General features: G+C 65.6%; 19 protein-coding genes. 3 read left to right on the top strand and 16 right to left on the bottom strand.

Annotated elements, in window-relative coordinates; all coding sequences use genetic code 11:
• Positions 1 to 22: 22 nt before the first annotated feature.
• The 6 genes from PT015_RS22275 to PT015_RS22250 form a co-directional block, all read right to left on the bottom strand.
• Positions 23 to 856, bottom strand: a complete 834-nt coding sequence (locus PT015_RS22275) for an SHOCT domain-containing protein (protein ID WP_285187246.1) — start codon at positions 854 to 856, stop codon at positions 23 to 25.
• Positions 857 to 1,011: 155 nt separating this feature from the next.
• Positions 1,012 to 2,202 carry an elongation factor Tu gene (gene tuf, locus PT015_RS22270; protein WP_285187245.1) on the bottom strand — a complete coding sequence of 397 codons (1,191 nt, stop codon included), beginning with the start codon at positions 2,200 to 2,202 and terminating at the stop codon, positions 1,012 to 1,014.
• Positions 2,203 to 2,365: 163 nt separating this feature from the next.
• Entirely contained in the window at positions 2,366 to 4,471 is a 2,106-nt protein-coding gene (gene fusA, locus PT015_RS22265; protein ID WP_285187244.1) for an elongation factor G, read from the bottom strand.
• Between the two features lie 82 nt (positions 4,472 to 4,553).
• Positions 4,554 to 5,024 carry a 30S ribosomal protein S7 gene (rpsG, locus tag PT015_RS22260; RefSeq protein WP_285187243.1) on the bottom strand — a complete coding sequence of 157 codons (471 nt, stop codon included), beginning with the start codon at positions 5,022 to 5,024 and terminating at the stop codon, positions 4,554 to 4,556.
• Positions 5,024 to 5,398, bottom strand: coding sequence for a 30S ribosomal protein S12 (rpsL, locus tag PT015_RS22255; protein ID WP_285187242.1), 375 nt, complete (start codon positions 5,396 to 5,398; stop codon positions 5,024 to 5,026). The genes rpsG and rpsL overlap by 1 nt, the downstream gene beginning before the upstream one ends.
• 283 nt (positions 5,399 to 5,681) lie before the next feature.
• Positions 5,682 to 6,326 (bottom strand): TetR/AcrR family transcriptional regulator, encoded by a 645-nt coding sequence (locus PT015_RS22250; RefSeq protein WP_285187241.1) that lies wholly within the window; start codon positions 6,324 to 6,326, stop codon positions 5,682 to 5,684.
• Between the two features lie 147 nt (positions 6,327 to 6,473).
• On the opposite strand from PT015_RS22250, the gene PT015_RS22245 reads away from it, so the two are divergent.
• From PT015_RS22245 to PT015_RS22235, 3 genes are read left to right on the top strand one after another with little or no spacing between them, the layout of a single operon-like run.
• The gene (locus tag PT015_RS22245; protein ID WP_285187240.1) at positions 6,474 to 6,842 is read left to right on the top strand and encodes a DUF3060 domain-containing protein; all 369 of its coding nucleotides are present in this window, start codon (positions 6,474 to 6,476) and stop codon (positions 6,840 to 6,842) included.
• Between the two features lie 4 nt (positions 6,843 to 6,846).
• Positions 6,847 to 7,287 carry a DUF3060 domain-containing protein gene (locus PT015_RS22240; RefSeq protein ID WP_285187239.1) on the top strand — a complete coding sequence of 147 codons (441 nt, stop codon included), beginning with the start codon at positions 6,847 to 6,849 and terminating at the stop codon, positions 7,285 to 7,287.
• Positions 7,288 to 7,298: 11 nt separating this feature from the next.
• Positions 7,299 to 8,471: an FAD-dependent monooxygenase gene (locus PT015_RS22235; RefSeq protein ID WP_285187238.1), complete on the top strand. Its 1,173-nt coding sequence runs from the start codon at positions 7,299 to 7,301 to the stop codon at positions 8,469 to 8,471.
• Here the strand turns inward: PT015_RS22235 and PT015_RS22230 are convergent.
• The 10 genes from PT015_RS22230 to PT015_RS22185 form a co-directional block, all read right to left on the bottom strand.
• Complete coding sequence (locus PT015_RS22230) at positions 8,468 to 9,232, bottom strand: crotonase/enoyl-CoA hydratase family protein (protein ID WP_285187237.1); 765 nt, start codon at positions 9,230 to 9,232, stop codon at positions 8,468 to 8,470. The two genes, PT015_RS22235 and PT015_RS22230, sit on opposite strands and share 4 nt — an antisense overlap.
• The gene (locus PT015_RS22225; RefSeq protein WP_285191234.1) at positions 9,229 to 9,951 is read right to left on the bottom strand and encodes a PaaX family transcriptional regulator C-terminal domain-containing protein; all 723 of its coding nucleotides are present in this window, start codon (positions 9,949 to 9,951) and stop codon (positions 9,229 to 9,231) included. Before PT015_RS22225 ends, PT015_RS22230 begins: the two co-directional genes overlap by 4 nt.
• A 16-nt stretch (positions 9,952 to 9,967) precedes the next feature.
• Positions 9,968 to 10,906, bottom strand: a complete 939-nt coding sequence (locus PT015_RS22220; RefSeq protein WP_285187236.1) for a crotonase/enoyl-CoA hydratase family protein — start codon at positions 10,904 to 10,906, stop codon at positions 9,968 to 9,970.
• Positions 10,907 to 10,925: 19 nt separating this feature from the next.
• Positions 10,926 to 12,554 carry an acyl-CoA dehydrogenase family protein gene (locus PT015_RS22215; RefSeq protein ID WP_285187235.1) on the bottom strand — a complete coding sequence of 543 codons (1,629 nt, stop codon included), beginning with the start codon at positions 12,552 to 12,554 and terminating at the stop codon, positions 10,926 to 10,928.
• Between the two features lie 47 nt (positions 12,555 to 12,601).
• Positions 12,602 to 13,447 (bottom strand): extracellular catalytic domain type 1 short-chain-length polyhydroxyalkanoate depolymerase, encoded by an 846-nt coding sequence (locus tag PT015_RS22210; RefSeq protein ID WP_285187234.1) that lies wholly within the window; start codon positions 13,445 to 13,447, stop codon positions 12,602 to 12,604.
• Between the two features lies 1 nt (position 13,448).
• On the bottom strand, positions 13,449 to 14,207 hold the full coding sequence (locus PT015_RS22205; RefSeq protein WP_285187233.1) for a deoxyribonuclease IV: 759 nt from the start codon (positions 14,205 to 14,207) through the stop codon (positions 13,449 to 13,451).
• 403 nt (positions 14,208 to 14,610) lie between these two features.
• Positions 14,611 to 18,561 carry a DNA-directed RNA polymerase subunit beta' gene (locus PT015_RS22200; protein ID WP_285187232.1) on the bottom strand — a complete coding sequence of 1,317 codons (3,951 nt, stop codon included), beginning with the start codon at positions 18,559 to 18,561 and terminating at the stop codon, positions 14,611 to 14,613.
• A gap of 37 nt (positions 18,562 to 18,598) precedes the next feature.
• Complete coding sequence (gene rpoB / locus PT015_RS22195; protein ID WP_285187231.1) at positions 18,599 to 22,105, bottom strand: DNA-directed RNA polymerase subunit beta; 3,507 nt, start codon at positions 22,103 to 22,105, stop codon at positions 18,599 to 18,601.
• A gap of 415 nt (positions 22,106 to 22,520) precedes the next feature.
• Entirely contained in the window at positions 22,521 to 23,561 is a 1,041-nt protein-coding gene (locus tag PT015_RS22190; protein ID WP_285187230.1) for an ABC transporter ATP-binding protein, read from the bottom strand.
• Between the two features lie 88 nt (positions 23,562 to 23,649).
• Entirely contained in the window at positions 23,650 to 25,161 is a 1,512-nt protein-coding gene (locus PT015_RS22185) for a carotenoid oxygenase family protein (protein ID WP_285187229.1), read from the bottom strand.
• Positions 25,162 to 25,228 lie beyond the last annotated feature (67 nt).

Below are 25,228 nucleotides of genomic sequence, written 5' to 3'. Positions count from 1 at the left end.
GCCCGCCGACGATGCCCGGCGGTCAGAGATCGGCAAGAATCTTCTGCCGCGCCGCGGTGTACTCGGCATCGGAGAGTGCGCCGCTGGCGTGCAGTTTCTCCAGTTCGGCGAGGCGTTCCGACACGCCCCCACCGACCGACGAGGCCGGTTGCTGCTGCTGTGCCTCGCCGGCGCGGCGGACCACCGCGACGACCTGCTGGCGCACCGCCGGGTAGTTGCGAATGTCGACGGTGCCGCCGAACGGCAGGTTGTTGGCCTTGTAGATCTGCAGGATCTCCATCAGCGGGCCCGCCTGACCGCTCAGGTCGTAGGTCTTGTTGTCCTCGCTGACGGTGATCTGCGCGGGCACCACGCCCGCGATCAACGCGCTTGCCTGCCAATCGATCTCGTACTCACGGGTGGTCGGGTCGACCAGCGCCACGAGCTTGCGCGACGTGACGATCGCCTGCTTGGCGAAATCGACCGTCACCCGCTTCTGATCGGTGAAGTCGACACCGGGACCGGTGATGCGCAGGTCCAGCTTGACCACCGGGTGGTCGTTGATGCGCATCCCGGTCTCCGCCAGACCCTGGATCTGCGCCGTGGCCAGCACGCCGGTCTGCTGCAGCGCGGCCATTTTCGCCGACGACTGCGCGCCGCGGTTGGCCAGCCAGAGCGCGACCAACACGTCGGTGATCGTGATGAACAGACCGACCCACAGCAGCCACGACGTGCTCTGCTCGACGATCGAATCCGCCTCGCTGCCGAACGAGCCCAGCAGGTTGGGCAGCGCGAAATAGGTGATCAGGAAGATCGGGCCCACCAGCCCACCGCAAACCAGGACGATGAGTTGGGCTTTGAGGTAACGCGCAAGCATGCTGGCTGCTCCAGTCGTCGGCCGGTCGATGACGCAGGTCAGCGTAGCGCCGCGCGGTTGGAAATGGGTTGGTCCGCGCCCAAGACTCGGCGAACACACCGAAACGCAGAAGCGGCGCCCACCCCGTTGGGTGAGCGCCGCCTCAGGCGATCGAATTACTTGATGATCTTGGTGACCCGGCCGGCGCCGACGGTACGGCCACCTTCACGGATCGCGAACCGCAGACCGTCGTCCATGGCGACGGGCTGGATCAGCTTGACGGAGATCTCGGTGTTGTCACCGGGCATCACCATCTCGGTGCCCTCAGGCAGCGTCACCACACCGGTCACGTCGGTGGTGCGGAAGTAGAACTGCGGACGGTAGTTGTTGAAGAACGGCGTGTGCCGGCCACCCTCGTCCTTGGACAGGATGTAGACGTTGCCCTCGAAGTCGGTGTGCGGGGTAGTGGTGCCGGGCTTGGTCACAACCTGACCGCGCTCGACGTCCTCACGCTTGATACCACGCAGCAGCAGACCGACGTTGTCACCGGCCTGGCCCTGGTCCAGCAGCTTGCGGAACATTTCCACACCGGTGACCGTGGTCTTGGTGCTGGCCGGCTTGATGCCGACGATCTCGACCTCTTCGTTGACGTTGATCACGCCACGCTCGACACGGCCGGTCACCACGGTGCCACGGCCGGTGATGGTGAACACGTCCTCGACGGGCATCAGGAACGGCATCTCGGTGTCGCGGACCGGGTCCGGGATCGACTCGTCGACGGCGTCCATCAGGTCCTCGACGGACTTGACCCACTTCTCGTCACCCTCGAGTGCCTTCAGCGCCGACACCTTGATGACCGGGGCGTCCTCGTCGAACTCCTGGGCGGCCAGCAGTTCGCGGACCTCGAGCTCGACGAGCTCCAGCAGCTCCTCGTCGTCGACCATGTCGGCCTTGTTCAGCGCGACCAGGATGTAGGGCACGCCGACCTGACGGGCCAGCAGCACGTGCTCGCGGGTCTGCGGCATCGGGCCGTCGGTGGCGGCGACCACCAGGATCGCGCCGTCCATCTGGGCGGCACCGGTGATCATGTTCTTGATGTAGTCGGCGTGACCCGGGGCGTCGACGTGCGCGTAGTGACGCTTGTCGGTCTGGTACTCCACGTGGGAGATGTTGATCGTGATACCGCGCTGACGCTCTTCGGGCGCGTTGTCGATCTGGTCGAACGCACGCGACTCGTTGAGTGCCGGGTACTTGTCATGCAGAACCTTGGTGATAGCCGCGGTTAGCGTCGTCTTGCCGTGGTCAACGTGACCGATGGTCCCGATGTTGACGTGCGGCTTCGTCCGCTCGAACTTCGCCTTCGCCACTTCTGTGTCCTCCTGGACTAGTTGGTGCTTGTTAAAGCAGTGTTGTTATTTCGGTTGTGCCGCGGTCGAGACCGGGCAAGATTACTCCGCCGACTGAGCTGCGCTCACTCGCCCGTCGCCTTCGCCGGATACATGGCTCGGCTCGTTGCTCGTGAGCTGGCGCTCACTCGCCCGTCGCCTTCGCGATGATCTCCTTCGACACGTTCGCCGGAACTTCGGCGTAGGAGTCGAAGACCATGGAGTAGTTCGCCCGGCCCTGAGTCTTCGACCGCAGGTCGCCGACGTAGCCGAACATCTCCGACAGCGGCACGTGGGCTTTGACCACACGGGCGCCGCTGCGTTCCTCCATGGCCTGGATCTGGCCACGGCGGGAGTTCAGGTCGCCGATCACGTCACCCATGTAGTCCTCGGGTGTGGTGACCTCGACGGCCATGATGGGCTCCAGGATGACCGGCTGTGCTTGCTGTGCAGCCTTTTTCAGCACCTGCGAACCGGCGATCTTGAACGCCATCTCAGACGAGTCGACGTCGTGGTAGGCGCCGTCGAGCAGTATGACCTTCACGTTCACCAGCGGGTAGCCCGCCAGCACGCCGTACTGCATGGCGTCCTGGGCGCCGGCGTCCACCGACGGGATGTACTCCCGGGGGATGCGGCCACCGGTGACCTTGTTCTCGAACTCGTAGGTCGCACCGTCCTCGCCGGTGAACGGCTCGAGGGTGATGATGACCTTCGCGAACTGGCCCGAGCCACCGGTCTGCTTCTTGTGGGTGAACTCGACGTTTTGCGCCGGCCGCTTGATGGTCTCCTTGTAGGCCACCTGCGGTTTACCGACGTTGGCCTCGACCTTGAACTCGCGACGCATCCGGTCGACCAGGATGTCCAGGTGGAGCTCGCCCATACCGCCGATGACGGTCTGGCCGGTCTCCTGGTCCAGGTGGACCTTGAAGGTCGGGTCCTCTTCGGCGAGCTTCTGGATGGAGAGGCTCAGCTTCTCCTGGTCGCTCTTGGTCTTGGGCTCGATGGCGACCTCGATGACCGGGTCGGGGAAGGTCATCGACTCCAGCACGATCTGGTCGTTCGGGTCGCTCAGGGTGTCACCGGTGGTGGTGTCCTTGAGACCGATCACGGCGTAGATGTGGCCGGCCGACGCCGTCTCCACCGGGTTCTCCTTGTTGGAGTGCATCTGGAACAGCTTGCCCAGCCGCTCCTTCTTGCCCTTGGTGGCGTTGATGACCTGGCTGCCGGAGTCGACCTTGCCGGAGTACACCCGGACGTAGGTCAGCTTGCCGAAGAACGGGTGCGTCGCAACCTTGAACGCCAGCGCCGAGAACGGCTCGTCGGTCGACGGGTTGCGGGTGATCAGCTCCTCTTCCTTGCCGGGAACGTGGCCTTCGGCAGGCGGAACGTCCAGCGGCGACGGCAGGTAGTCGATCACGGCGTCCAGCATCGGCTGCACACCCTTGTTCTTGAACGCGCTACCGCACAGCACGAGGTAGGCCTCGGAGCTGATGGTGAGCTTGCGCAGCGCACCCTTGATCTCGTCGATCGACAGTTCCTCGCCGCCGAGGTACTTCTCCAGCAGCGCCTCGTCGGTCTCGGCGACCGCCTCGAGCAGCTTGCCGCGGTACTCGTCGGCCTTCTCCTGCAGTTCGGCGGGGATGTCGATCGTCTCGTAGGTCTCACCGAGCTTCGTCTCGCCGCGCCAGACCTTGGCGTTCATCTCGACCAGGTCGACGATGCCCTCGAAGTCACCCTCCGAGCCGACAGGCAGCTGGATCGGGATGACGTTGGCGCCGAGGCGGTCTTCCATCGTCTTTACCGAGAAGTAGAAGTCGGCGCCGATCTTGTCCATCTTGTTGACGAAGCAGATGCGCGGGACGTCGTACTTGTCGGCCTGCCGCCAGACCTGCTCGGACTGCGGCTCGACACCTTCCTTGCCGTCGAACACGGCAACGGCACCGTCGAGCACGCGCAGGCTGCGCTCCACCTCGACGGTGAAGTCGACGTGGCCGGGGGTGTCGATGATGTTGATCTGGTTGTCGTTCCAGAAGCAGGTCGTCGCCGCGGAGGTGATAGTGATCCCGCGCTCCTGCTCCTGCTCCATCCAGTCCATGGTGGCGGCGCCGTCGTGGACTTCACCGATCTTGTAGCTGATACCGGTGTAGTAGAGGATGCGCTCGGTCGTCGTCGTCTTGCCGGCGTCGATGTGCGCCATGATTCCGATGTTGCGGACCTTGGTCAGGTCGGTCAGCACGTCCTTCTGTGCCACAGAAGTCTTCCCACTCTTTCGATTGCTTGGTTATTTCGCTGTCTTCGTCCCCGCCACTCAGTCTTCGGAGCCGGGTCGGCTCCTACCAGCGGTAGTGAGCGAAGGCGCGGTTGGCCTCGGCCATCTTGTGGACGTCTTCGCGTCGCTTGACGGCGGCGCCCAGACCGTTGCTGGCGTCGAGCAGTTCGTTGGCCAGGCGCTCGACCATGGTCTTCTCACGACGCTGCTTGGAGAAGCTGACCAGCCAGCGCAGCGCCAGCGTGGTCGATCGCTCCGGACGGACCTCGACCGGCACCTGGTAGGTGGCGCCACCGACACGGCGGCTGCGCACCTCGAGGGCGGGCTTCACGTTGTCCATCGCACGCTTGAGCGTGATGACGGGGTCGGTGCCGGTCTTGTCGCGGGCCTGCTCGAGCGCGCCGTAGACGATGCGCTCAGCCAAGGACTTCTTGCCGTCCAGCAGAACCTTGTTGACCAGCTGGGTGACCAGCTGCGAACCGTAAACCGGGTCGTTGACCAGCGGACGCTTCGGTGCGGGTCCCTTGCGCGGCATTAGCTCTTCTCCTTCTTGGCGCCGTAACGGCTGCGGGCCTGCTTGCGGGACTTGACGCCCTGCGTGTCGAGCGAGCCGCGAATGATCTTGTACCGCACACCGGGCAGGTCCTTCACACGACCGCCACGCACCAGCACCATCGAGTGCTCCTGCAGGTTGTGCCCCTCGCCCGGAATGTAGGCGGTGACCTCGACACCCGTCGTCAGCTTGACGCGCGCGACCTTACGAAGCGCCGAGTTCGGCTTCTTCGGGGTTGTGGTGTACACGCGGGTGCACACGCCACGGCGCTGCGGGCTGCCCTTGAGGGCCGCGGTCTTGACCTTGGCGACCTTGTCGCGGCGACCCTTGCGGACCAGCTGCTGAATGGTTGGCATTTACCGGCTTCCTACTTCGTTCTTTGCGTTGCTGTCTGATTCTGGTGCTGCTAAGTCTCTGTACTGCTGTTATGCCCGTCCGCAGTCCCCCGCGGCCGGGTGTGTCGCACGCGCCCGCCGCAGAATCAATCCGGTGCGTAGTTGGCATGCGAATTGGCCCGGCGTGCGCGTCCTAGGCCAAACGCCCAAGACCGCCAGGCACGAGGCTCCACAATACCCGCCGCTAGTCGGGCAGGTCAAAGCGACGACTTGGCCGTCCGACAGACCAAGGTACCGCGCCGCGTCACTTGGCGTCGGAGGCGGCAGCTCCGCTCCGTAACTCCATGCCCGCCGCGAGTCGAAGCACCATGTCCGAGAACACCGAATCGGTGTCGATGTCGTCCATCACGCCGGTCATCTCCAGCAGCACGAACCCGTGCATCGCCGACCAGAATTCCAGCGCCGCGTAGAAGGCTTGCTCGAGGTCGAGGCCGTACGACGACAGCACCGCGATCACGGGAGTCGCCGCGGCCCGGGTCGCGGCGGTGTACTCGGGGTCGTCGCCGGTACCGAGCGGCATCCGGGTGAATGCGGAATACCGGCCGGGATGGTGATGGGCGTAGCTGCGGTAGGCACTGGCCATGACCAGAACGGCGTCGTCGCGCGCCCGCCCCTCGCCGACCCGGTTGAGCATCGTGATGATGTCGTCGATCACCCGGATCCGGACCGTGCGGCGCAGGTCCTCCAGGCTGTCGACGTGGTTGTACAGCGACGGGCCCTTGGTGCCCAACTGCGTCGCGAGGGCATTGATGGTCAGGGCGTCCCAGCCTTCGCGGTCCAGGAAGGTGAGCGCGGCGTTGACGATGATCTCGCGACTCAGCCTGGCCCCGCGGGCCCCCTTCGCGCCGCCGCCCGAGCGCGCGGCCGGCGACTCCGGCTCAGCTGGCATGGCGATCGCCCTTCGGTTGAGTTAGCCGGGGTTTGTCTACGGACCGTTGTTCGCGCTACCCCGGAACGACGAACTCTAGTCTGCCGGTCACGCAAGCACGTAGGCTCTTTTCCAGCAGATCGCGCGCCGTGGCGAGAGGAACCCGCGATGAATTGGTCGATCCCCTGCCGCGCTGTGGCGGCCGCCGCACTCGCAATCACCTTCACCTCTGCGCCGTCCGGGCTGGCCAAGAACGGCGACACTCACATCACCGGTGAGGGCATGGAGCAGACGATCGACTGCAACGGTGGGACGCTGATCGTGGTCGGGACCCGGAACACCGTCAACGCGCTCGGAACGTGCTGGGCGATATCGGTTCAGGGATCGGGCCACACGGTCGTGGCCGACAACGTCATTCACGACATCACCGTCTACGGGTCCAACGAGTCGATCTTCTACAAGAACGGTGATCCGGCGGTCTGGGACCGCGGGCGCGAACTCGGCATGACCAACCGCATCAGCCACGTGGGGAGTTAACCGCATGCGCACGTACAACTCTCGCGTGGTTGTGGCTGCGGGCGCCCTGGCCGTGCTCGCGGCGGCGGGCTGCACGCACAGCGGCAACAACGGCCCGGCTCCGTCGAGCACCTCCCCCACGTCGTCGAGCGCCGCCCCGTCAACCACCAGCACGGGCGCGCAATTCGACATCGGCAACACCGTCAACTACGGATCAATGGGCACCACAACGTCTCTCGACTGCGGCGACGGCAAGTCGCTCAACGTCGGAGGGTCCAACAACACCCTGACGGTGAAGGGCACCTGCGGAACCGTGAGCATCGGCGGCGCTGACAACAAGATCACCATCGACAAGATCGACAAGCAGCTCAACGTCGTCGGGTTCAACAACACCATCACCTACCGGGACGGCGAGCCCAAGGTGGACAACCTGGGTAGCGGCAACACCATCAGCAAATCCGGCTAGCCTAGGGCGCAATGCCTTTCGATGTTCTGATCAGTGGCGGCGGTATCGCCGGACCGAGCCTTGCCTACTGGCTCACCCGCCACGGCCACACCGTGACGATCGTCGAACAGGCTGCCGAACTGCGCACCGGCGGGCAGGCGGTCGACTTTCGCGGGCCCGCCATCACCGTGCTGGAGAAGATGGGCCTGCTCGCACAGGTGCAAGCCGGCGCCACCAGCATGGGCCCGCTGATACTGGTCGACAGCCGCGGTAACGAGGTCGCGCAACTGCCGTCCGAGGTGGTCAGCGGCGAGATCGAGATGCACTGGGGCACGTTCGCCCGCATCCTCTACGAGACCGTGCATCACGACGTCGATTATCGCTTCGGCGTTCGGGTTACGGCCGCCGACGACGACGCGCAGCGTGTCAAGGTGACCTTCAGCGACGGATCCTCCGGCAGCTACGACATCGTCGTCGGAGCGGACGGCCTGCACTCCGGGTTGCGCCGACTGGCGTTCGGTCCCGAGCAGGATTACGTCACCCAGTTGGGTCAGTGCTTCGGTTTCTTCGACATCGAAAACCGGTTGCGGCAGGACCATTGCGGTATGGCATATATCGACTCGGGCCGGACCGCGGCGTTGCAGGCCATCCACGCCGACAAGCCGGCCCGGGCCAGCCTTTTCCTCAACGACCCGAGGATCGATTTCGACTACCGCGACACCGAGGGCAACAAGCGACTGTTTGCGGAGCGGTTCGCCGGCATGGGGTGGCAGGTTCCGCACGTTCTCGCGGACCTCGCGAAGGCGCCGGTGGTGTACTTCGACTCGATCGCCCAGGTGCACATGGACTCGTACGCGCGCGGACGGGTATGTCTGACCGGCGACGCGGCGTGGTGCGCCTCGCCTCGCTCGGGCATGGGCACCACGCTGGCCTTGGTCGGCTCGTATGTGCTGGCCCACGAATTGGGTTCAGCCGAAGGCGATTACGCGGCAGCGTTCGACCGTTACCAGCGGCTGATGATGCCGTACGTCGAACGGTGCCAGAAGGTTGCTTTGCAGGCGCTGAAGGCCGACCGCTATTCGTCGGGGTGGCGGGCCACGCTGCGCAATACCGCTCTGCAACTGTTGCGCATCCCGGCGGTCGGCAGGTTCGTGGCCCGGCAATCATTGGCCACCGCGCGGTCGTTCACGCTGCCGGACTACTAGGCCTTGGCGCCGTGCCGGCCCGCGCCGGCGGCGAACCGGCCCGCGCCCTCGTTTGCCTCGGCCGCCACCCGCGAGATGCTGGCGAACTCGTAGTCCAGCGCGTCGGCTTCGGACTGCCCCCACTGGTGCAGCGCCGACAACCGGTCCGCCCGCAGGCACTGCTGCGGCAGCCCGGAGAGCTCCAGCGCGAGTTGCTCGGCGGCTTTGCGCGCATTTCCCTTGGGCACAACGCGATTGGCGAGCCCGATCGAAAGGGCCTCGGCGGCGTCGACGGCGCGGCCGGTGAGGATCATGTCCATCGCCCGGCTCTGCCCGATCAGCCGCGGCAGCCGAATCGTGCCGCCGTCGATCAGCGGCACGCCCCAGCGCCGGCAGAACACGCCGAACACGGCGTCCTCCTCGGCGACCCGCATGTCACACCACAGGGCGAGTTCCAGCCCCCCGGCCACCGCATAGCCGCTGACCGCGGCGATCACCGGCTTGGACAACACCATTCGACTCGGTCCCATCGGACCGGGCCCGGTGCGGTGCACCGCGTTGGCGTCCGGGGTACCGAAGGCCTTCAAATCGGCACCGGCACAGAATGTTCCGTGATCACCCCAGAGCACGGCGACCGCAGCCGAATCGTCACGGTCGAACTCCTCGAAGGCCTCGTAGAGCGCCTTGGCGGTAGGGCCGTTGACCGCGTTGCGCGCCCCGGGCCGATCGATGATGACGGTGGTCACCGGGCCGTTGCGTTCAACCCGCACTGGGTCGCTCATGTCGCCTCCACTAGTCGGATGTCGTCGCGCCGCGCGAGTAGTTCCGCGGCAAAGTCGTTGTAGGCGGACCTCAGTCGCTGACCCGGCCAGTCTTTCGGGAGCAACTCATCGGGCAGCACCGGGTCGGTGAGCAGGTGGCGGACCATCGCTGCGGCGGTCACGAATTTCTCCGGGACGTCACCGGCGCAGGCCATGTCGTCGACGAGTTGCCGCCCGGTGCGGGCCCACGCTTCGAGGTCCCATAGCTGGCCGGCCAGCTCCGCGGAATCCTCGTCGCGGGCCTGCACGATCCGCACCCGTTCACGGGCATCCGCGTCGAGCTCGAGACCGAGGTTGTCCGGCCGCATCCAGACACCCTCGCGTAGTTCACCGAAACGCTTCTGGTGCAGCGTGGTTCGCAATGTCGCCCGGGTGCGGGCGTCCGTGCCGATGCTGGTGACAATCAGCATCGTCCAATTCCCTTGCCAGGGCTGTAGTTGCGGCCGCATCGAGTCGTCCTGGCGCCGCTGGCGGGCAAGCAGTCGATCGGAGAGCCGGTAGCCGTCTGCGGAGCGGACCAGGTCGCCCGCGCCGACCATCCGGGTGAGCGCAACCCGCAGCGTGGTCTCTTTGATATCGAAGTCGTCGGTGAGCCGGATCAATTCGGCGGCGCTGGCCCATGCGGGGTGGGCGCCGAGCATCACGCTCAGCACCACCGACCGGGCGGTCATGCGGGCCAGCGATTTCGGCATGCGGTTAGACCTGTGAGGCCTGCCGGCCAGCATCGCCGAATGGTTCGTCGCGATGCTTGACCGCCTCGCGGAAGCCGTGCTCAACGGCGTCGGCAACAAACGCATGGCCCTCGGGCGTGTGCCTGGCCACCCCGTCGAACACCGTGCTGACCATCCGACTGGTCGCCACACCCTGTTGCAGCAGTGCCGAATTCAGCGCCAGCTTGACCATGATCAGTTGGTTGACCGGCACGGCGGCGATTCGCTCGACCAGGCGCTCGGTGCGCTCGTCGAGGTCCTTCGGGTCCGGCGCCTCGACGGCCAGACCCCATTCGGCGGCCTGCGCGCCGGTGATGCAATCACCGGTCAGCAGAAGGCGTTTGGCGCGCTGGTCGCCCAGTCGATGAGCCCACATGCCTGCCGCGGGCACGCCCCAGACGCGGGTGGGCGGGTAGCCGATCTTGGCATCCGATGCGGCGATCACCTGGTCGGCGTGCAGCGCGATGTCGGTGCCACCGGCCACGCAGTAACCGTGGATCTTGGCCACCGTCGGTTTGTCCGCATGCAGGAGGCTGGAGAAGCCGCGCACGAACCGGCTCATCATCTGGTAGTCGATCATCGGATCCCACGGCTGATTCGGTAAATGGTTGACCGCCTGGGTTTTTCCATCCAGCGACGTGCCGTTGTAGGCGCCGGTGCCGCCCGCCGAGCCGGTGCGGTCGGCGTACGCGCTGAGGTCGAATCCAGCGCAGAATCCTTCGCCCCGGCCCGAGACCAGGATGACGTGGACTGCCGGGTCGAGGTCGGCACGTTCGACCAGAGCCGACAGCTCCAACGGAGTGTCGGCGACGATCGCGTTGCCTTTTTCGGGCCGGTTGAAGGTAATTCGCGCAACCCGGTCGGTGACCTCGTAGGTCATCGTCTTCAGGTTGCCGAAATCGACCGGCCGGATCGCGTGTGTCATGGGCGTTGCCCCTGCGCTGTCATCCTTTTACTAGAGCACGCTCGATGATCGGCGCGAGATCCAGCCCGGCGGGCATGGTCCCGAACGCGCCGCCCCACTGGCCCTCCAGTCGGGTCGCCAGGAACGCCTCGGCGACGGCCGGGTGACCGTGGCGCACCAACAGCGAGCCTTGCAGCGCCAGACAGATGTCCTCGGCAACCTTGCGGGCCCGGTACTGAATGGATTCCAGGTCGCCCAGCTGCGGGCGAAGCTGCTCGACATGACGGTCCAGCCGCACGTCCTGGCCCGCACTCTTGGCCAGCTCGGTGAATAGCACCTCGATGCACTCGGGGCGAGTTGCCATGGCGCGCAAGGTATCCAGCGCACTCACATTGCCCGAGCCTTCCCAGATGCCCATCAGCGGGGCCTCGCGGTAGAGCCGCGGCATGCCGGACTCCTCGACGTAGCCGTTACCGCCCAGACACTCCATGGCCTCGGCCGCATGCGGCGTCGCGCGCTTGCACACCCAGTACTTGCTGGCGGCCAAGCCGATTCGGCGCAGCAGCGCCTCGGTCTCGTCGCCGCGCACGGCGTTATCGGTGGCACCGGCCATCCGCATCGCAACCATGGTGGCGGCCTCGGCCTCGACGGCGAGGTCGGCCAGCACGTTGCGCATCAGCGGCTGATCGATCAGATATTCGCCAAATGCCTTGCGGTGCTGGGCATGATGTACCGCCTGGGTGAGGCCGGTGCGCATGCTGGTGGCACTGCCCAGCGTGCAGTCCAGCCGGGTGAGGTTGACCATCTCGATGATGGTCGGCACGCCGCGACCCTCCTCGCCGACCAGCCATGCCGTCGCGCCGTCGTACTCCACCTCGCTGGAGGCGTTGGCGTTGTTGCCGAGCTTGTCCTTCAGGCGCTGCAGCAGCATCCGGTTGAGGCTGCCGTCGGGCAGCACGCGCGGCAGGAAGAAGCAAGACAGCCCGCCGGGCGCCTGGGCCAGCACCAGAAAGATGTCGCACATCGGCGCGGAAGTGAACCACTTGTGACCGGTCAGCCGGTAGGTGCCGTCGCCGTTCGGCACGGCTTCGGTGTTGCCGGCGCGGACATCCGAGCCGCCCTGCTTCTCGGTCATCGACATGCCGGCGGTGATGCCGACTTTGGTTGTGGCCAGCTTCAATTCGGGGTCGTAGTGCCGACTGGTGAGCAGCGGCTCGTAGGTCGCGGCGAGTTCGGGGTTGAACCGTAGCGCGGGGATGACCGCATAGGTCATGGAGATCGGGCAGACGTGCCCGGGCTCGGCAGTCCAGACACCCATCTTGGCCGCGCGGACCACGTGTGCGCCCGGTCGGTCGTCGGCCCAGGGCCCGCCGTGCAGACCGTGCTCGATCGCGACCTTCATGAGCTCGTGGTAGGCCGGGTCGAATTCGACCACGTCGACCCGATTGCCGTAGCGGTCGTGGGTACGCAGGATCGGCCGGTTGCGCTGCGCCAGCTCACCCCAGCGCTGCGTCTGCTTCGAACCCGAGATGGCACCGACCGCGGTGACCTCGTCGAGGCCCCACTGCCCACCCTCACGGATCAGGGCCTCCATCAGCACCGGCGACGACGCCGGGTTGTGCTCCTCGAGCAGCGGCACCTGGTTACTGACGACATGGGTATCTGGCATGGCGTCGATATTACATTTTTTCTACAACCGCACAAGAGGTGTAATGTTCAGCGGTGATGGCCGGCGAAGAACTCCCAGAGCTTGGCGGTGGCGAAGTCGGGCCAGTGATGGCCGCCATCGGCGACGGTGACCAGCGCGACGCTGCGCCCCTCGGCGCATCCGGCGGTCGAGACGGTGACCGGGCCATCCGTCGTCTCTGTGGGCGGCTTGCACTGATCGACCTTGCGCCACAACGCATTCAGCTCCGGTACCGCCGGGCCGCTGATGTGCGCGAACCCGTGGCCGGGTCCACCGCCGTAGGGGATGTTCGGGTCAGCGGTGCCGTGCACCGCCATCACGGACACCGGATGCGGCGTCCGGCACGCGTCCAGTTGAGTGCCGGCCACCGGGCCGATCGCGGCGAACAGCGTGGTGTTGCAGGCCAGCGTGTAAGCCATGATGCCGCCGTTGCTCATGCCGGTGACGTAGACCCGTGACGCGTCGATGCCGATGTGTTTGGACACGTCCGCGACTACGGCGGTGATGAAGCCGACATCGTCGATGTTCTCCGTCGCCGGCCGGCCGCAGCAGCCACCGCCGTTGACGTTCCAGGCCCGCTTCACGCCGTCGGGGTAGACCGCGACGAATTTCGCCGAGTCAGCCAATTGGTCCCAGCCGTAAGACCTTTCGGCTTGCTCGGCGCTTCCGAAGCCGCCGTGCAGCACCACCACGAGACTCGAAGAGCCGTTGAGGCCGGCGGGTTTGTGCAGTCGGTAGACGCGCTCGTGGTTGCCGGCCTTGAGGGTGTGGATGCTGGCGCCGTCGACGAACCCCGACGGCGGCTTGGGATGCACGACCGCGCATCCGGCCAGCAACAGCACGACGCCCAGCAGGATCGCGATCCGATGACGCATCTCAGGCGCTCGTCTTCTCCCGCAGGAATGCGATGTCGTCCTTGCGGCCCTCTTCGGCTGTCTCGCAGATGACCGGCGCATTGGCGGCCTTGACGACGGCGACCAGCAGTTCGGGGTCGATCTGCCCGGTGCCGAAGTTGGCGTGCCGGTCACGGCCGGAGCCGGCTGAATCCTTGGAGTCGTTGCAGTGCACCAGGTCGATGTGTCCGGTGATGGCCTTGATCCGGTCCACCGCGTCGACGAGCCCCTCCCCCGCCGCCCAGGCGTGGCAGGTGTCGAGGCAGAAGCCGACACCGGCGTCGCCGATGTGGTCCCACAGTCGCGCGATGATGTCGAAGTGGCGGGCCATCGCATGGTCGCCGCCGGCAGTGTTCTCAAGGTAGACAGGGACTTTCGTCTCCAACTGATCGAGCGCCTTGCGCCAGCGCAGGAAGCCCTCGTCGAGATCGTCGTCTTCGGTGACGTGCCCGCCGTGCACGATCACCGCGGCCGCGCCGATGTCGGCGGCGGCGTCACACGTCTGCTGCAGAATCTTGCGAGACGGAATGCGTACGCGGTTGTTCGCCGATGCGACGTTGATCAAGTACGGCGCGTGGACGTAGATCGGCAGGGCCGCGGCCTTGAGTTCCGCGGCGTCCTCACGCGGTTTGGGGGCCTTCCAGCTCTGCGGGTTGCCGAGGAAGATCTGCACGACGTCGGCATTCTCGGCGGCCGCGGTGGCCAGCGGATCCTGCGGGCTGATGTGTGAACCGATGAGCACGTCGGCCAGTCTAGTGAGGACGCCTGACGCACGGCATAGGCTTGCCAACCTCCAGCCGATTGTCGCTATGAGGTGGGCGCAAAGCCATATCTCTGCAAATTGGCGTCGAAACAAGCCACCCACCGAGGGTGAAACTAGGCGCACACTCGGCGTCGAACGTAACGCTAGCTTCACGCTCGGCGGCTAAAGCGCGTGGACGGCGTCTGCGGGCGCCCAGCTAGCAGGGCGGCCGTGACTCAGCGCCCCACCAGCCGGGCGCCCGTCACGCGAACGCGCAGCCAGACGCGCGCTCGGCGTCGAATGTGCGGCTGGCCGCACACTCGACGAGGCCCAACCGCACCGGGCGACGAAAAAGCCCCGAGCCGAAGCCCGGGGCTTTTTCGTTGTGCGCCGATAGCGGGGACTACCGGTAGTCCGAGTACCCGTAATCGTCCAGCGGAACCGCGGCTCCGGTCGCCTGGCCGAAGTCCGGGCTGTAGTACTGATCCTCGTAGGACGGGATCGTGTACGCCGCAGCGCGGGCTTCCTCGGTCGGCTGCACCTGGATGTTGCGGTACCGGTTGATACCGGTACCGGCCGGGATCAGCTTTCCGATGATCACGTTCTCCTTCAGACCCTGCAGCTTGTCGCTGCGGCAGTTGATCGCCGCATCGGTCAGCACGCGCGTGGTCTCCTGGAACGACGCCGCCGACAGCCACGAGTCGGTGGCCAGCGACGCCTTGGTGATACCCATCAGCACCGGACGTCCAGCGGCGGGCTCGCCGCTCTCGGCCACTACGCGACGGTTCTCCGCCTCGAAGCTGGCCCGCTCGATCAGCGAACCGGGCAGGAACTCCGTCGAGCCCGAGTCGATGATGGTCACGCGGCGCAGCATCTGCCGAACGATCACCTCGATGTGCTTGTCGTGGATGGACACACCCTGGGCGCGGTAGACCTCCTGGACCTCCTTGGTCAGGTGGATCTGCACCTCACGCGGGCCCTGCACGCGCAGCACCTCGTGCGGGTCGGCCGAGCCTTCCATCAGCTGCTGACCCACCTCGACGTGGTCGCCGTCGGCTAGCAGACGCTCGGAACCGTCCTCGTGCTTGAACACCCGCAGACGCTGACGCTTCGAAAGCTTGTCGTAGACAACCTCTTCGCCACCGTCGTCCGGAATGATGGTGATCTTGTAGAAGCGCTCGCCGTCCTCCAGACGCACCCGTCCGGTGACGTCGGCGATCGGTGCCTTACCGCGCGGCACGCGGGCCTCGAACAGCTCCTGCACACGGGGCAGACCGCCGGTGATGTCCTCACCGACACCACCCTGGTGGAAGGTACGCATCGTCAGCTGCGTGCCGGGCTCACCAATCGACTGCGCCGCAACGATACCCACGGCCTCGCCGATGTCGACCAGCTTGCCGGTCGCCATCGAGCGGCCGTAGCAGGTCGCACACACGCCGGTACCGGTGGTGCAGGTCAGCACGGAGCGCACCTTGACCTGCGTCACGCCGGCCGCCAGCAGCGCCTCGATCTGCGGGTCACCCAGGTCCTCGCCGCGGGCGACGATGACATTGCCTGCCTCGTCGGTCGCGTCGGTACCCAAAGTGCGGGCGTAGGCCGAGGTTTCGATGTGCGGGTCACGGATGAGCGTGCCGTCGGCCTGGCGCTCAGCCAGCTCGACCAGGATGCCGCGCTCGGTGCCACAGTCGGTCTCGCGAACGATGACGTCCTGCGACACGTCGACCAGACGACGGGTCAGGTAGCCCGAGTCGGCGGTACGAAGTGCGGTGTCCGCCAGACCCTTTCGAGCACCGTGGGTGTTGATGAAGTACTCCAACACCGTCAGGCCCTCACGGAACGACGACTTGATCGGGCGCGGGATGAACTCACCCTTCGGGTTCGTCACCAGACCCTTCATGCCGGCCAGCGTGCGCGTCTGGGTGAGGTTACCCGTGGCACCGGACTTCACGATCGTGATGATCGGGTTGTCCTCGGGGTAGTGCTCCTCCAGCGCGTTACCGACCTCGTCGGTGGCTTCCTTCCAGATCTCCACCAAGGCTTCGTTGCGTTCGTCGTGGTTCAAAGCACCACGCTGGAACTGCTTTTCGACCTTGTCGGCCCGCTCCTCGTATGCGTCGAGGATCTCGGCCTTGTTCGGCGGCACGAGCACGTCGGCCATCGAGACGGTGACACCCGAACGGGTGGCCCAGTGGAAACCGGCGTCCTTCAGCTTGTCGACGGTCTGCGCGACCACGATCATCGGGTACCGCTCGGCGAGATCGTTGATGATCGCAGCCTGCACCTTCTTGTGCATCTGCTTGTCCACGAACGGGTAGCCGACGGGCAGCAGCTCGTTGAACAGCACCCGACCCAGCGTCGTCTCCGCGATCCAGGCATCGCCTGGCTGCCAACCGTTTTCGCCGAAGCGCTCGGCTTCGATCTCGGCCGGCGGACGCAGGTTCGTCAGCCGCACCTTGATCTTGGCGCGCACGCTCAGGGCGCCACGGTCCATCGCCATGATGGCCTCGGCCGGCGAGGCGTAGGCCCCGGACTCCGGCTGGTCCTTGGCGGCAGGCGTGTATTCGCCCTTGTCCCCGGCGATCTCGGTGGTCAGGAAGTACAACCCGGTCACCATGTCCAGTCGCGGCATGGCCAGCGGCCGACCCGAGGCCGGCGACAGGATGTTGTTCGACGACAGCATCAGGATGCGGGCCTCGGCCTGCGCCTCCGCGCTCAGCGGCAGGTGCACGGCCATCTGGTCACCGTCGAAGTCGGCGTTGAACGCCTCACACACCAGCGGGTGCAGCTGAATTGCCTTGCCCTCCACCAGCTGTGGCTCGAAGGCCTGAATACCCAGCCGGTGCAGGGTCGGTGCACGGTTCAGCAGCACCGGGTGCTCGGCGATGACCTCTTCGAGGACGTCCCACACCTGAGGCCGCTGACGCTCGACCATCCGCTTGGCGCTCTTGATGTTCTGCGCGTGGTTCAGGTCGACCAGACGCTTCATCACGAACGGCTTGAACAGTTCGAGAGCCATCAGCTTCGGCAGACCACACTGGTGCAGCTTGAGCTGCGGACCGACCACGATGACCGAACGGCCCGAGTAGTCGACACGCTTACCGAGCAGGTTCTGACGGAACCGGCCCTGCTTACCCTTCAGCAGGTCGGACAGCGACTTGAGCGGGCGGTTACCCGGTCCGGTGACCGGACGTCCACGACGGCCGTTGTCGAACAGCGCGTCGACCGACTCCTGCAGCATCCGCTTCTCGTTGTTGACGATGATCTCGGGCGCGCCGAGGTCGATCAGCCTCTTGAGGCGGTTGTTGCGGTTGATCACGCGACGGTACAGATCGTTCAGGTCGGAGGTGGCGAATCGGCCACCGTCGAGCTGAACCATCGGACGCAGCTCCGGCGGGATCACCGGGACCGCGTCGAGCACCATGCCCATCGGCGAGTTGCCCGACTGCTGGAATGCCGCAACGACTTTCAGACGCTTCAAGGCGCGCAGCTTCTTCTGCCCCTTGCCGTTCTTGATGGTGTCGCGCAGGCTCTCGGCCTCGGCGTCGATGTCAAAGGTCTCGATCAGCTTCTGGATCGACTCCGCGCCCATGGCGCCGGTGAAGTACTCGCCGTAGCGGTCGATCAGCTCGCGATAGAGGTTCTCGTCGACGATCAGCTGCTTGGGAGCGAGCTTGGTGAAGGTCGTCCAGATCTCATCGAGGCGGTCCAGCTCACGGCCGGCCCGGTCGCGGAGCTGACGCATCTCGCGCTCGCCACCGTCGCGAACCTTGCGGCGCGCATCGGCTTTCGCGCCCTCGGCCTCCAACTCGGCCAGGTCGGCTTCCAGCTTCTGCGCACGGGTCTCGAGGTCGCTGTCGCGCTGGTCCTCGATCGCCTTGCGCTCCACGACCATCTCGGCCTCGAGCGTGGACAGCTCGTTGTGCCGCATCTCGTCGTCGACGGCGGTGATCACGTAGGCGGCGAAGTAGATGATCTTCTCGAGATCCTTCGGCGCCAGGTCGAGCAGGTAGCCCAACCGCGACGGCACGCCCTTGAAGTACCAGATGTGGGTGACGGGTGCGGCCAGCTCGATGTGCCCCATCCGCTCACGACGCACCTTGGCGCGAGTCACCTCGACGCCACAGCGCTCACAGATGATGCCCTTGAAGCGGACGCGCTTGTACTTGCCGCAGTAGCACTCCCAGTCGCGAGTCGGTCCGAAGATCTTCTCGCAGAATAGGCCGTCCTTCTCCGGCTTCAACGTGCGGTAGTTAATGGTCTCCGGCTTCTTGACCTCACCGAAGGACCAGTTGCGGATGTCCTCCGCGGTGGCGAGGCCAATACGGAGCTCATCGAAGAAGTTGACGTCTAGCACGTAACTCCCTTTCCCCTTGCGGGATTAGAAATCGAAATTAGGCCAAGTCCTCAACGGACGCAGATTCGTTGCGAGACAGGTTGATTCCCAGGTTCGCCGCAGCGCGCTCCAGGTCCTCGTCGTCGCCGTCGCGCATCTCGATCGCCGCGCCGTCGCTGGACAGCACCTCGACGTTCAGGCACAGCGACTGCAACTCCTTGAGAAGCACCTTGAACGACTCCGGGATGCCCGGCTCGGGGATGTTCTCGCCCTTGACGATCGCCTCGTACACCTTGACGCGACCGACGGTGTCGTCGGACTTGATGGTCAAGAGCTCCTGCAGCGTGTACGCGGCGCCGTAGGCCTGCATGGCCCAGCACTCCATCTCGCCGAATCGCTGACCACCGAACTGCGCCTTACCACCCAGCGGCTGCTGGGTGATCATCGAGTACGGGCCGGTGGAACGGGCGTGAATCTTGTCGTCCACCAAGTGGTGCAGCTTCATGATGTACATGTAGCCAACCGTCACCGGGTACGGGAACGGCTCACCACTGCGGCCATCGAACAGGTTCGCCTTGCCGTCGGCGTTCACCATCACGTCGCCATCGCGGTTGGGCAGCGTCGAGGCCAGCAGGCCCTGCAGCTCCTCTTCCTTGGCGCCGTCGAACACCGGGGTCGCGACGATCGAGTCGGGTTCGGAGGTGTGCAGGTCCTCGGGCAGGTTCGCCGCCCAGTCCGGAGCACCTTCGATGTTCCAGCCGGCCTTGGCCACCCACCCGAGGTGGGTTTCCAGGATCTGGCCGATGTTCATCCGTCGCGGCACACCGTGCGTGTTCAGGATGATGTCGACCGGCGAGCCGTCCGGCAGGAACGGCATGTCCTCGACCGGCAGGATCTTGCCGATGACGCCCTTGTTGCCGTGGCGTCCGGCCAGCTTGTCACCGTCGGAGATCTTGCGCTTCTGGGCGACGTAGACGCGGACCAGCTCGTTGACACCGGCCGGCAGCTCGTCGTCGTCCTCGCGCGAGAACACCCGGATACCGATGACCTTGCCGGACTCACCGTGCGGCACCTTCAGCGACGTGTCGCGGACCTCGCGCGCCTTCTCACCGAAGATCGCACGGAGCAGCCGCTCCTCCGGGGTCAGCTCGGTCTCACCCTTCGGGGTGACCTTGCCGACCAGGATGTCGCCGTCGCGAACCTCGGCGCCGATACGGACGATGCCGCGCTCGTCGAGGTCAGCCAGCACCTCGTCGGAGACGTTCGGGATGTCCCGCGTGATCTCCTCGGCACCCAGCTTGGTGTCGCGGGCGTCGATCTCGTGCTCTTCGATGTGAATCGAGGTGAGCACGTCCTCTTCAACCAGCCGGTTGGACAGGATGATCGCGTCCTCGTAGTTGTGACCCTCCCACGGCATGACGGCGACCAGCAGGTTCTTACCGAGCGCCATCTCACCGTTGTCGGTGCAGGGGCCGTCGGCGATGACCTGGCCGGACTCGACCCGCTCACCGGCGTCCACGATCGGACGCTGGTTGGCGCAGGTGCCGTGGTTCGAGCGGGCGAACTTGCGCATCCGGTAGGTGTGCCGGGTGCCGTCGTCGGCCATCACGGTGATGTAGTCGGCGGACACCTCCTCGATGACACCGGCCTTGTCGGCGACGACGACATCGCCGGCGTCGATCGCGGCGCGCAGCTCCATGCCGGTACCCACCAGCGGCGCCTCGCTGCGCACCAGCGGAACCGCCTGGCGCTGCATGTTGGCGCCCATCAGGGCACGGTTGGCGTCGTCGTGCTCGAGGAACGGAATCATCGCGGTGGCCACCGAGACCATCTGCCGCGGCGAGACGTCCATGTAGTCGACCTCGGCCGACGACACGTACTCGACCTCGCCACCCTTGCGTCGGACCAGCACGCGGTCCTCGGCGAAGTGGCCGGCGTCGTCCAGCGGCGAGTTGGCCTGGGCGACGACGTGGCGGTCTTCCTCGTCGGCGGTCAGGTACCGGATCTCGTCGGTGACGACACCGTCATTGACCTTGCGATACGGCGTCTCGATGAAGCCGAACGGGTTGACCCGCGCGTACACCGACAACGAACCGATCAGACCGATGTTCGGGCCTTCCGGGGTCTCGATCGGACACATCCGGCCGTAGTGGCTGGAGTGCACGTCGCGAACCTCGAGGCCGGCGCGCTCACGGGACAGACCACCGGGGCCCAGCGCCGACAGACGGCGCTTGTGGGTCAGACCCGACAGCGGGTTGTTCTGGTCCATGAACTGCGACAGCTGGCTGGTGCCGAAGAACTCCTTGATCGCGGCGACCACGGGACGGATGTTGATCAGGGTCTGCGGCGTGATCGCCTCGACGTCCTGAGTCGTCATCCGCTCGCGGACCACGCGCTCCATCCGGGACATACCGACCCGGATCTGGTTCTGGATCAGCTCACCGACCGTGCGCAGACGGCGGTTGCCGAAGTGGTCGATGTCATCGGTCTCGACGGGCACCTCGACACCACCGGGGGCGGTCATCGTGGCCTGGCCTTCGTGCAGGCGCACCAGGTACTCGACGGTCGCGACGACGTCTTCCTCGGTCAACGTGGTCGACGAGGCCTCGGTCGGCTGGGCGGTCAGACCCAGCTTCTTGTTGATCTTGTAGCGACCGACGCGGGCCAGGTCGTAGCGCTTTTCCTTGAAGAACAGGTTCTCCAGCAGGGTCTGCGCGGACTCCTTCGTCGGCGGCTCGCCCGGACGCAGCCGGCGGTAGATCTCCAACAGCGCCTCGTCGGAGTTCTGGGTGGGGTCCCGCTCGAGGGTCTGCATCATGATCTCGGAGAAGCCGAAGCGCTCGCGGATCTGCTCGTTGGTCCAGCCCAGTGCCTTGAGCAGTACGGTGACGGCCTGGCGGCGCTTGCGGTCGATGCGGACGCCGACAGTGTCGCGCTTGTCGATGTCGAACTCCAGCCACGCACCGCGGCTCGGGATCACCTTGACGCTGTGCAGCACCTTCTCGGTGGACTTGTCGATGGTGTCGTCGAAGTACACGCCCGGCGAGCGGACCAGCTGGCTGACCACCACGCGCTCGGTGCCGTTGATGATGAACGTGCCCTTCTCCGTCATCATCGGGAAGTCACCCATGAACACCGTCTGGCTCTTGATCTCGCCGGTGTTGTTGTTGATGAACTCCGCGGTGACGAACAGCGGGGCCGCGTACGTCATGTCCTTGTCTTTGCACTCATCGACGGGCGCCTTGACCTCGTCGAAGCGCGGGTCGGAGAAGGACAGCGACATGGAGCCGGAGAAGTCCTCGATCGGCGACAGCTCTTCGAGTACCTCTTCGAGACCGCCCTTGGGGTCGACCTCGCCGCGTTCCACGGCGCGCTCGCGCCAGGTGTCCTTGCCGATCAGCCACTCGAACGAGTCGGTCTGCACGTCCAGCAAGCCGGGCACCTCGAGCGGCTCGCGCAACTTGGCGAACGAGACACGATCGGGAGCCCCGGGGACGGAACTGTAAGCGGAAGCAGAACTTGAGGAATTCAGGGGGGTTTTCTTGCTCTGGCGGGAGACTGCCAAGATGCATTCCTTCCAGCACCTCACGCGACTAGAGATCCGGAGGCCACCGGAGCCGTTCGCCGCTATGACTTTGTCGGTTCGGCTGGCGGACGATCTGTCCGGTTCTCACGCACGCAGCTAATTCGCTTGAATCAGCGATAGCTCAGGCAAAGACCACGGTGTCGTGTGGCGGGTGTGAGGTGGGCAGGAGGCAGCCAGCGCAACGTCCAACAATAGCGCAGGACGGCGCATTCCTCAACTACCCTGCTCGGGCCTCATTCTCCAGGACGGGGAGGCGGCGCTGGCTGGCGACTCGAACTTCCCGTGCATACATGCTGCCCAACAGAGTGACCCTTTGGGGGGCTTCCGTCAAGAGGTGACGCACCTTGTTGTGGAACAAACTCCTTCGGGTCGGGGGCCTGGTGCGGTCGCGCTGTCAGTGACGCTGGGTGGGGATCGAGGCGGTGTCCGGGTCGTCGTATTTCTGGGCCGACTGCTTGTCTGCCTCGAAGGACTCGAGGATGGCCTCCTGGGCCTGCTTGGGCAGCAGGTGCAGGTTCTCCCGGACGCGGGCCTGCCGGCGACCGGCGGCCTTGCGCTCCGGCATGCCCGGGGTCGCGGTGACCTGCGGCGGCACGCCCTCGATCTCGTCGACGCCACCGTCGTGGTGGCCGGCCTCCAAGTGGGCCTGCTCCTCGGCCATCGTGGCCTCGTCCTTTTCCTCCGACATACCGATCGGGCCGATACGGCGACCGTTGAGGAACTGGCGCACCACCGGCTCGTCGGAGGTCAGCAGCACCTCGCGGGGGCCGAACATGACCAGCTTGCGGCGGAACAACATGCCCATGTTGTCGGGCACCGTGCGGGCGATGTTGATGTTGTGCGTCACGATCAGGATCGTGCAGTCGATCTGGGCGTTGATGTCGATCAGCAGCTGGCTCAGGTAAGCGGTACGGACCGGGTCCAGACCGGAGTCCGGCTCGTCACAGAGGATGATCTGCGGGTCGAGCACCAGGCTGCGGGCCAGGCCGGCGCGCTTGCGCATACCACCGGAGATCTCACCGGGGAACTTCTTCTCGTCGCCGGTCAGACCCACCATGTCGAGCTTCTCCATGACGATGTCACGGATCTCGCTCTCCTTCTTCTTGGTGTGCTCGCGCAGCGGGAAGGCGGTGTTGTCGTAGAGGTTCATCGACCCGAACAACGCGCCGTCCTGGAACATCACGCCGAACAGGGTGCGGATGTCGTAGAGCTCCTTGGCCGAACACTCGGTGATGTCCGTGCCGTCGACGACGATCGAGCCGCGCTCGGGGCGCAGTAGACCGATCAACGACTTCAGGAAGACGGACTTACCGGTACCGGACGGGCCGAGCAGAACGCTGACCTCGCCCTCCGGGATCTCCATCGTGACGTCTTCCCAGATTCGCTGGGACCCAAAAGACTTGGTCAGTCCCTCAACCGAGATACCGATACCCACGCGAAATCCTCCCGCTGATGTTGCTGATCGCAGCCCAAGGCCAGCTTGTGGCTTGAGTCACTGTAGCGCACAGGTAGCTCGGATTTGATCAGTCCTGCGGCGCCCAGTTTCCGTGAAATCCCATCGGTACGCGCTGCGGCAAGTGGACCGTCGCCACCGACTCGCACGTTTGCGCGTCGAGCAGCAGCAGCTGGCCTTCGTCGTGTCCGCGGTGGTACCCGTAACCGATCAGGATTCCGTCGTCCTCAGACAAGCTAGTCGACCCCGTGGCCGGGCGCGGCACGAACGACATCTCGCCGATCAGCAACTCCGGGTCGAGCGGCGCGACCATGCTCGATCCGGCCGCCAGGTCGTGCTTGTAGAGCGACGACGACATTTTCGATCTGCCTGAGTTCACGAACCCGCCGTCGATGCCGACTGTGTAGCCGAAGCGGTGCTTGGCCCCCAGCAGCGTCTCGTTGATCCGCGGGAATTCCTGCGAGCGGTCGTCGAGCCGTTCGCTGCCGACCCGGCCGGTGCTCAAATTGATCGTCCACCGGTCCAGGGTGGGCGTGACGCCGCCGGGCCCGCGACGGTCGCGGTCGAACATCCGCTCGTAGCGGCACACGTCGAGGACCAGCACTTCCTGGCCGTCGCGGTTCTCGGAGTAGGCGTTCAGCGGGTGGTAGACGTAGCAGGGCTCGATGTCGAACCACCGGACGTCTTTATTGGTGCCCTCGCGCGGCATCACCCCGACACGGGCCGGGTACTTGGGGTTCCAGGAGTAGGGCAGCTCGTAGGCGGACTTCTCGTTGCGGTTGAATCTCGCCGCGAGCGGCCCGGGCACCGGAATCTGACCGACGACGGCCTCGGCCACGATCTGGGCCGGGCGGCGCATCCACCGGGGCATCTTCTTCGGCAACACCTGCATCGGGTCGAGGGTCACCGGTAGGTCGTAGAGCACGACGTATTTATCGGTCAACGAGAAGTCGTGCATCATCGGCGACCCCGAGACCGCGATGTCGACCGTGCGCCGGGCGCGGCCGTCGGTGCCGATCACCGAATACTGCACGGACTTGCCGCGAGCGAAGGAGTAGTTGACGGCGTGCAACTCGCCGGTGTGCGGGTCGCGGTGCGGATGCGCGGCGTAGCCGCCGCTGAGGGTGCCGTCGAAGTCGCACTGCCCGACGGTGTCGAGTTCGTCGGTGAGCTCGTAGTTGGCGACGCCCCCCTCGACCAGCGCCAGCGTCCTGCCGGCGTGAGCCAGCACGTTGGTGTTGGCGCCGAGCGACTGCATGCCAGCTTTGAGGTTGCCGGCGGTGGCCGGCTCGCCCAACGCGGCGCGGACGGGAGCGCTGCGGACCCATCGATTGCGATACCAGCCGGCCTTTCCGCCGTGCAGCGAGACACCGTGGATCATGCCGTCGCCGGTGAACCAGTGATAGGTGGCCGGGTCGACCTCGGCGACCGGGTTGGGTCCGTTGCGCAAGTAGCGGCCATCCAGGAAGTCGGGGATGTGGCCGGTGACGCGCAGGTCGGTCGCGGTCACCTCTTTCGTGACCGGTGCCAGGAAGTCATCGAGATACGGATTTGCCGGCGGGGTGGTGACGGCGTGGCTCACTTCTGCCTCCTAGCTCGTATAACGTTGATATGCCACCGTTATACCGATCCGGTGCGGGCTGTGTCAA

Origin of the sequence: Candidatus Mycobacterium wuenschmannii (assembly GCF_030252325.1) — a bacterium.
Taxonomy (GTDB): Bacteria; Actinomycetota; Actinomycetes; order Mycobacteriales; family Mycobacteriaceae; genus Mycobacterium; species Mycobacterium wuenschmannii.
Note: the sequence above shows the minus strand (reverse complement) of the source record. Positions and strands in the feature narration are given on the sequence as shown.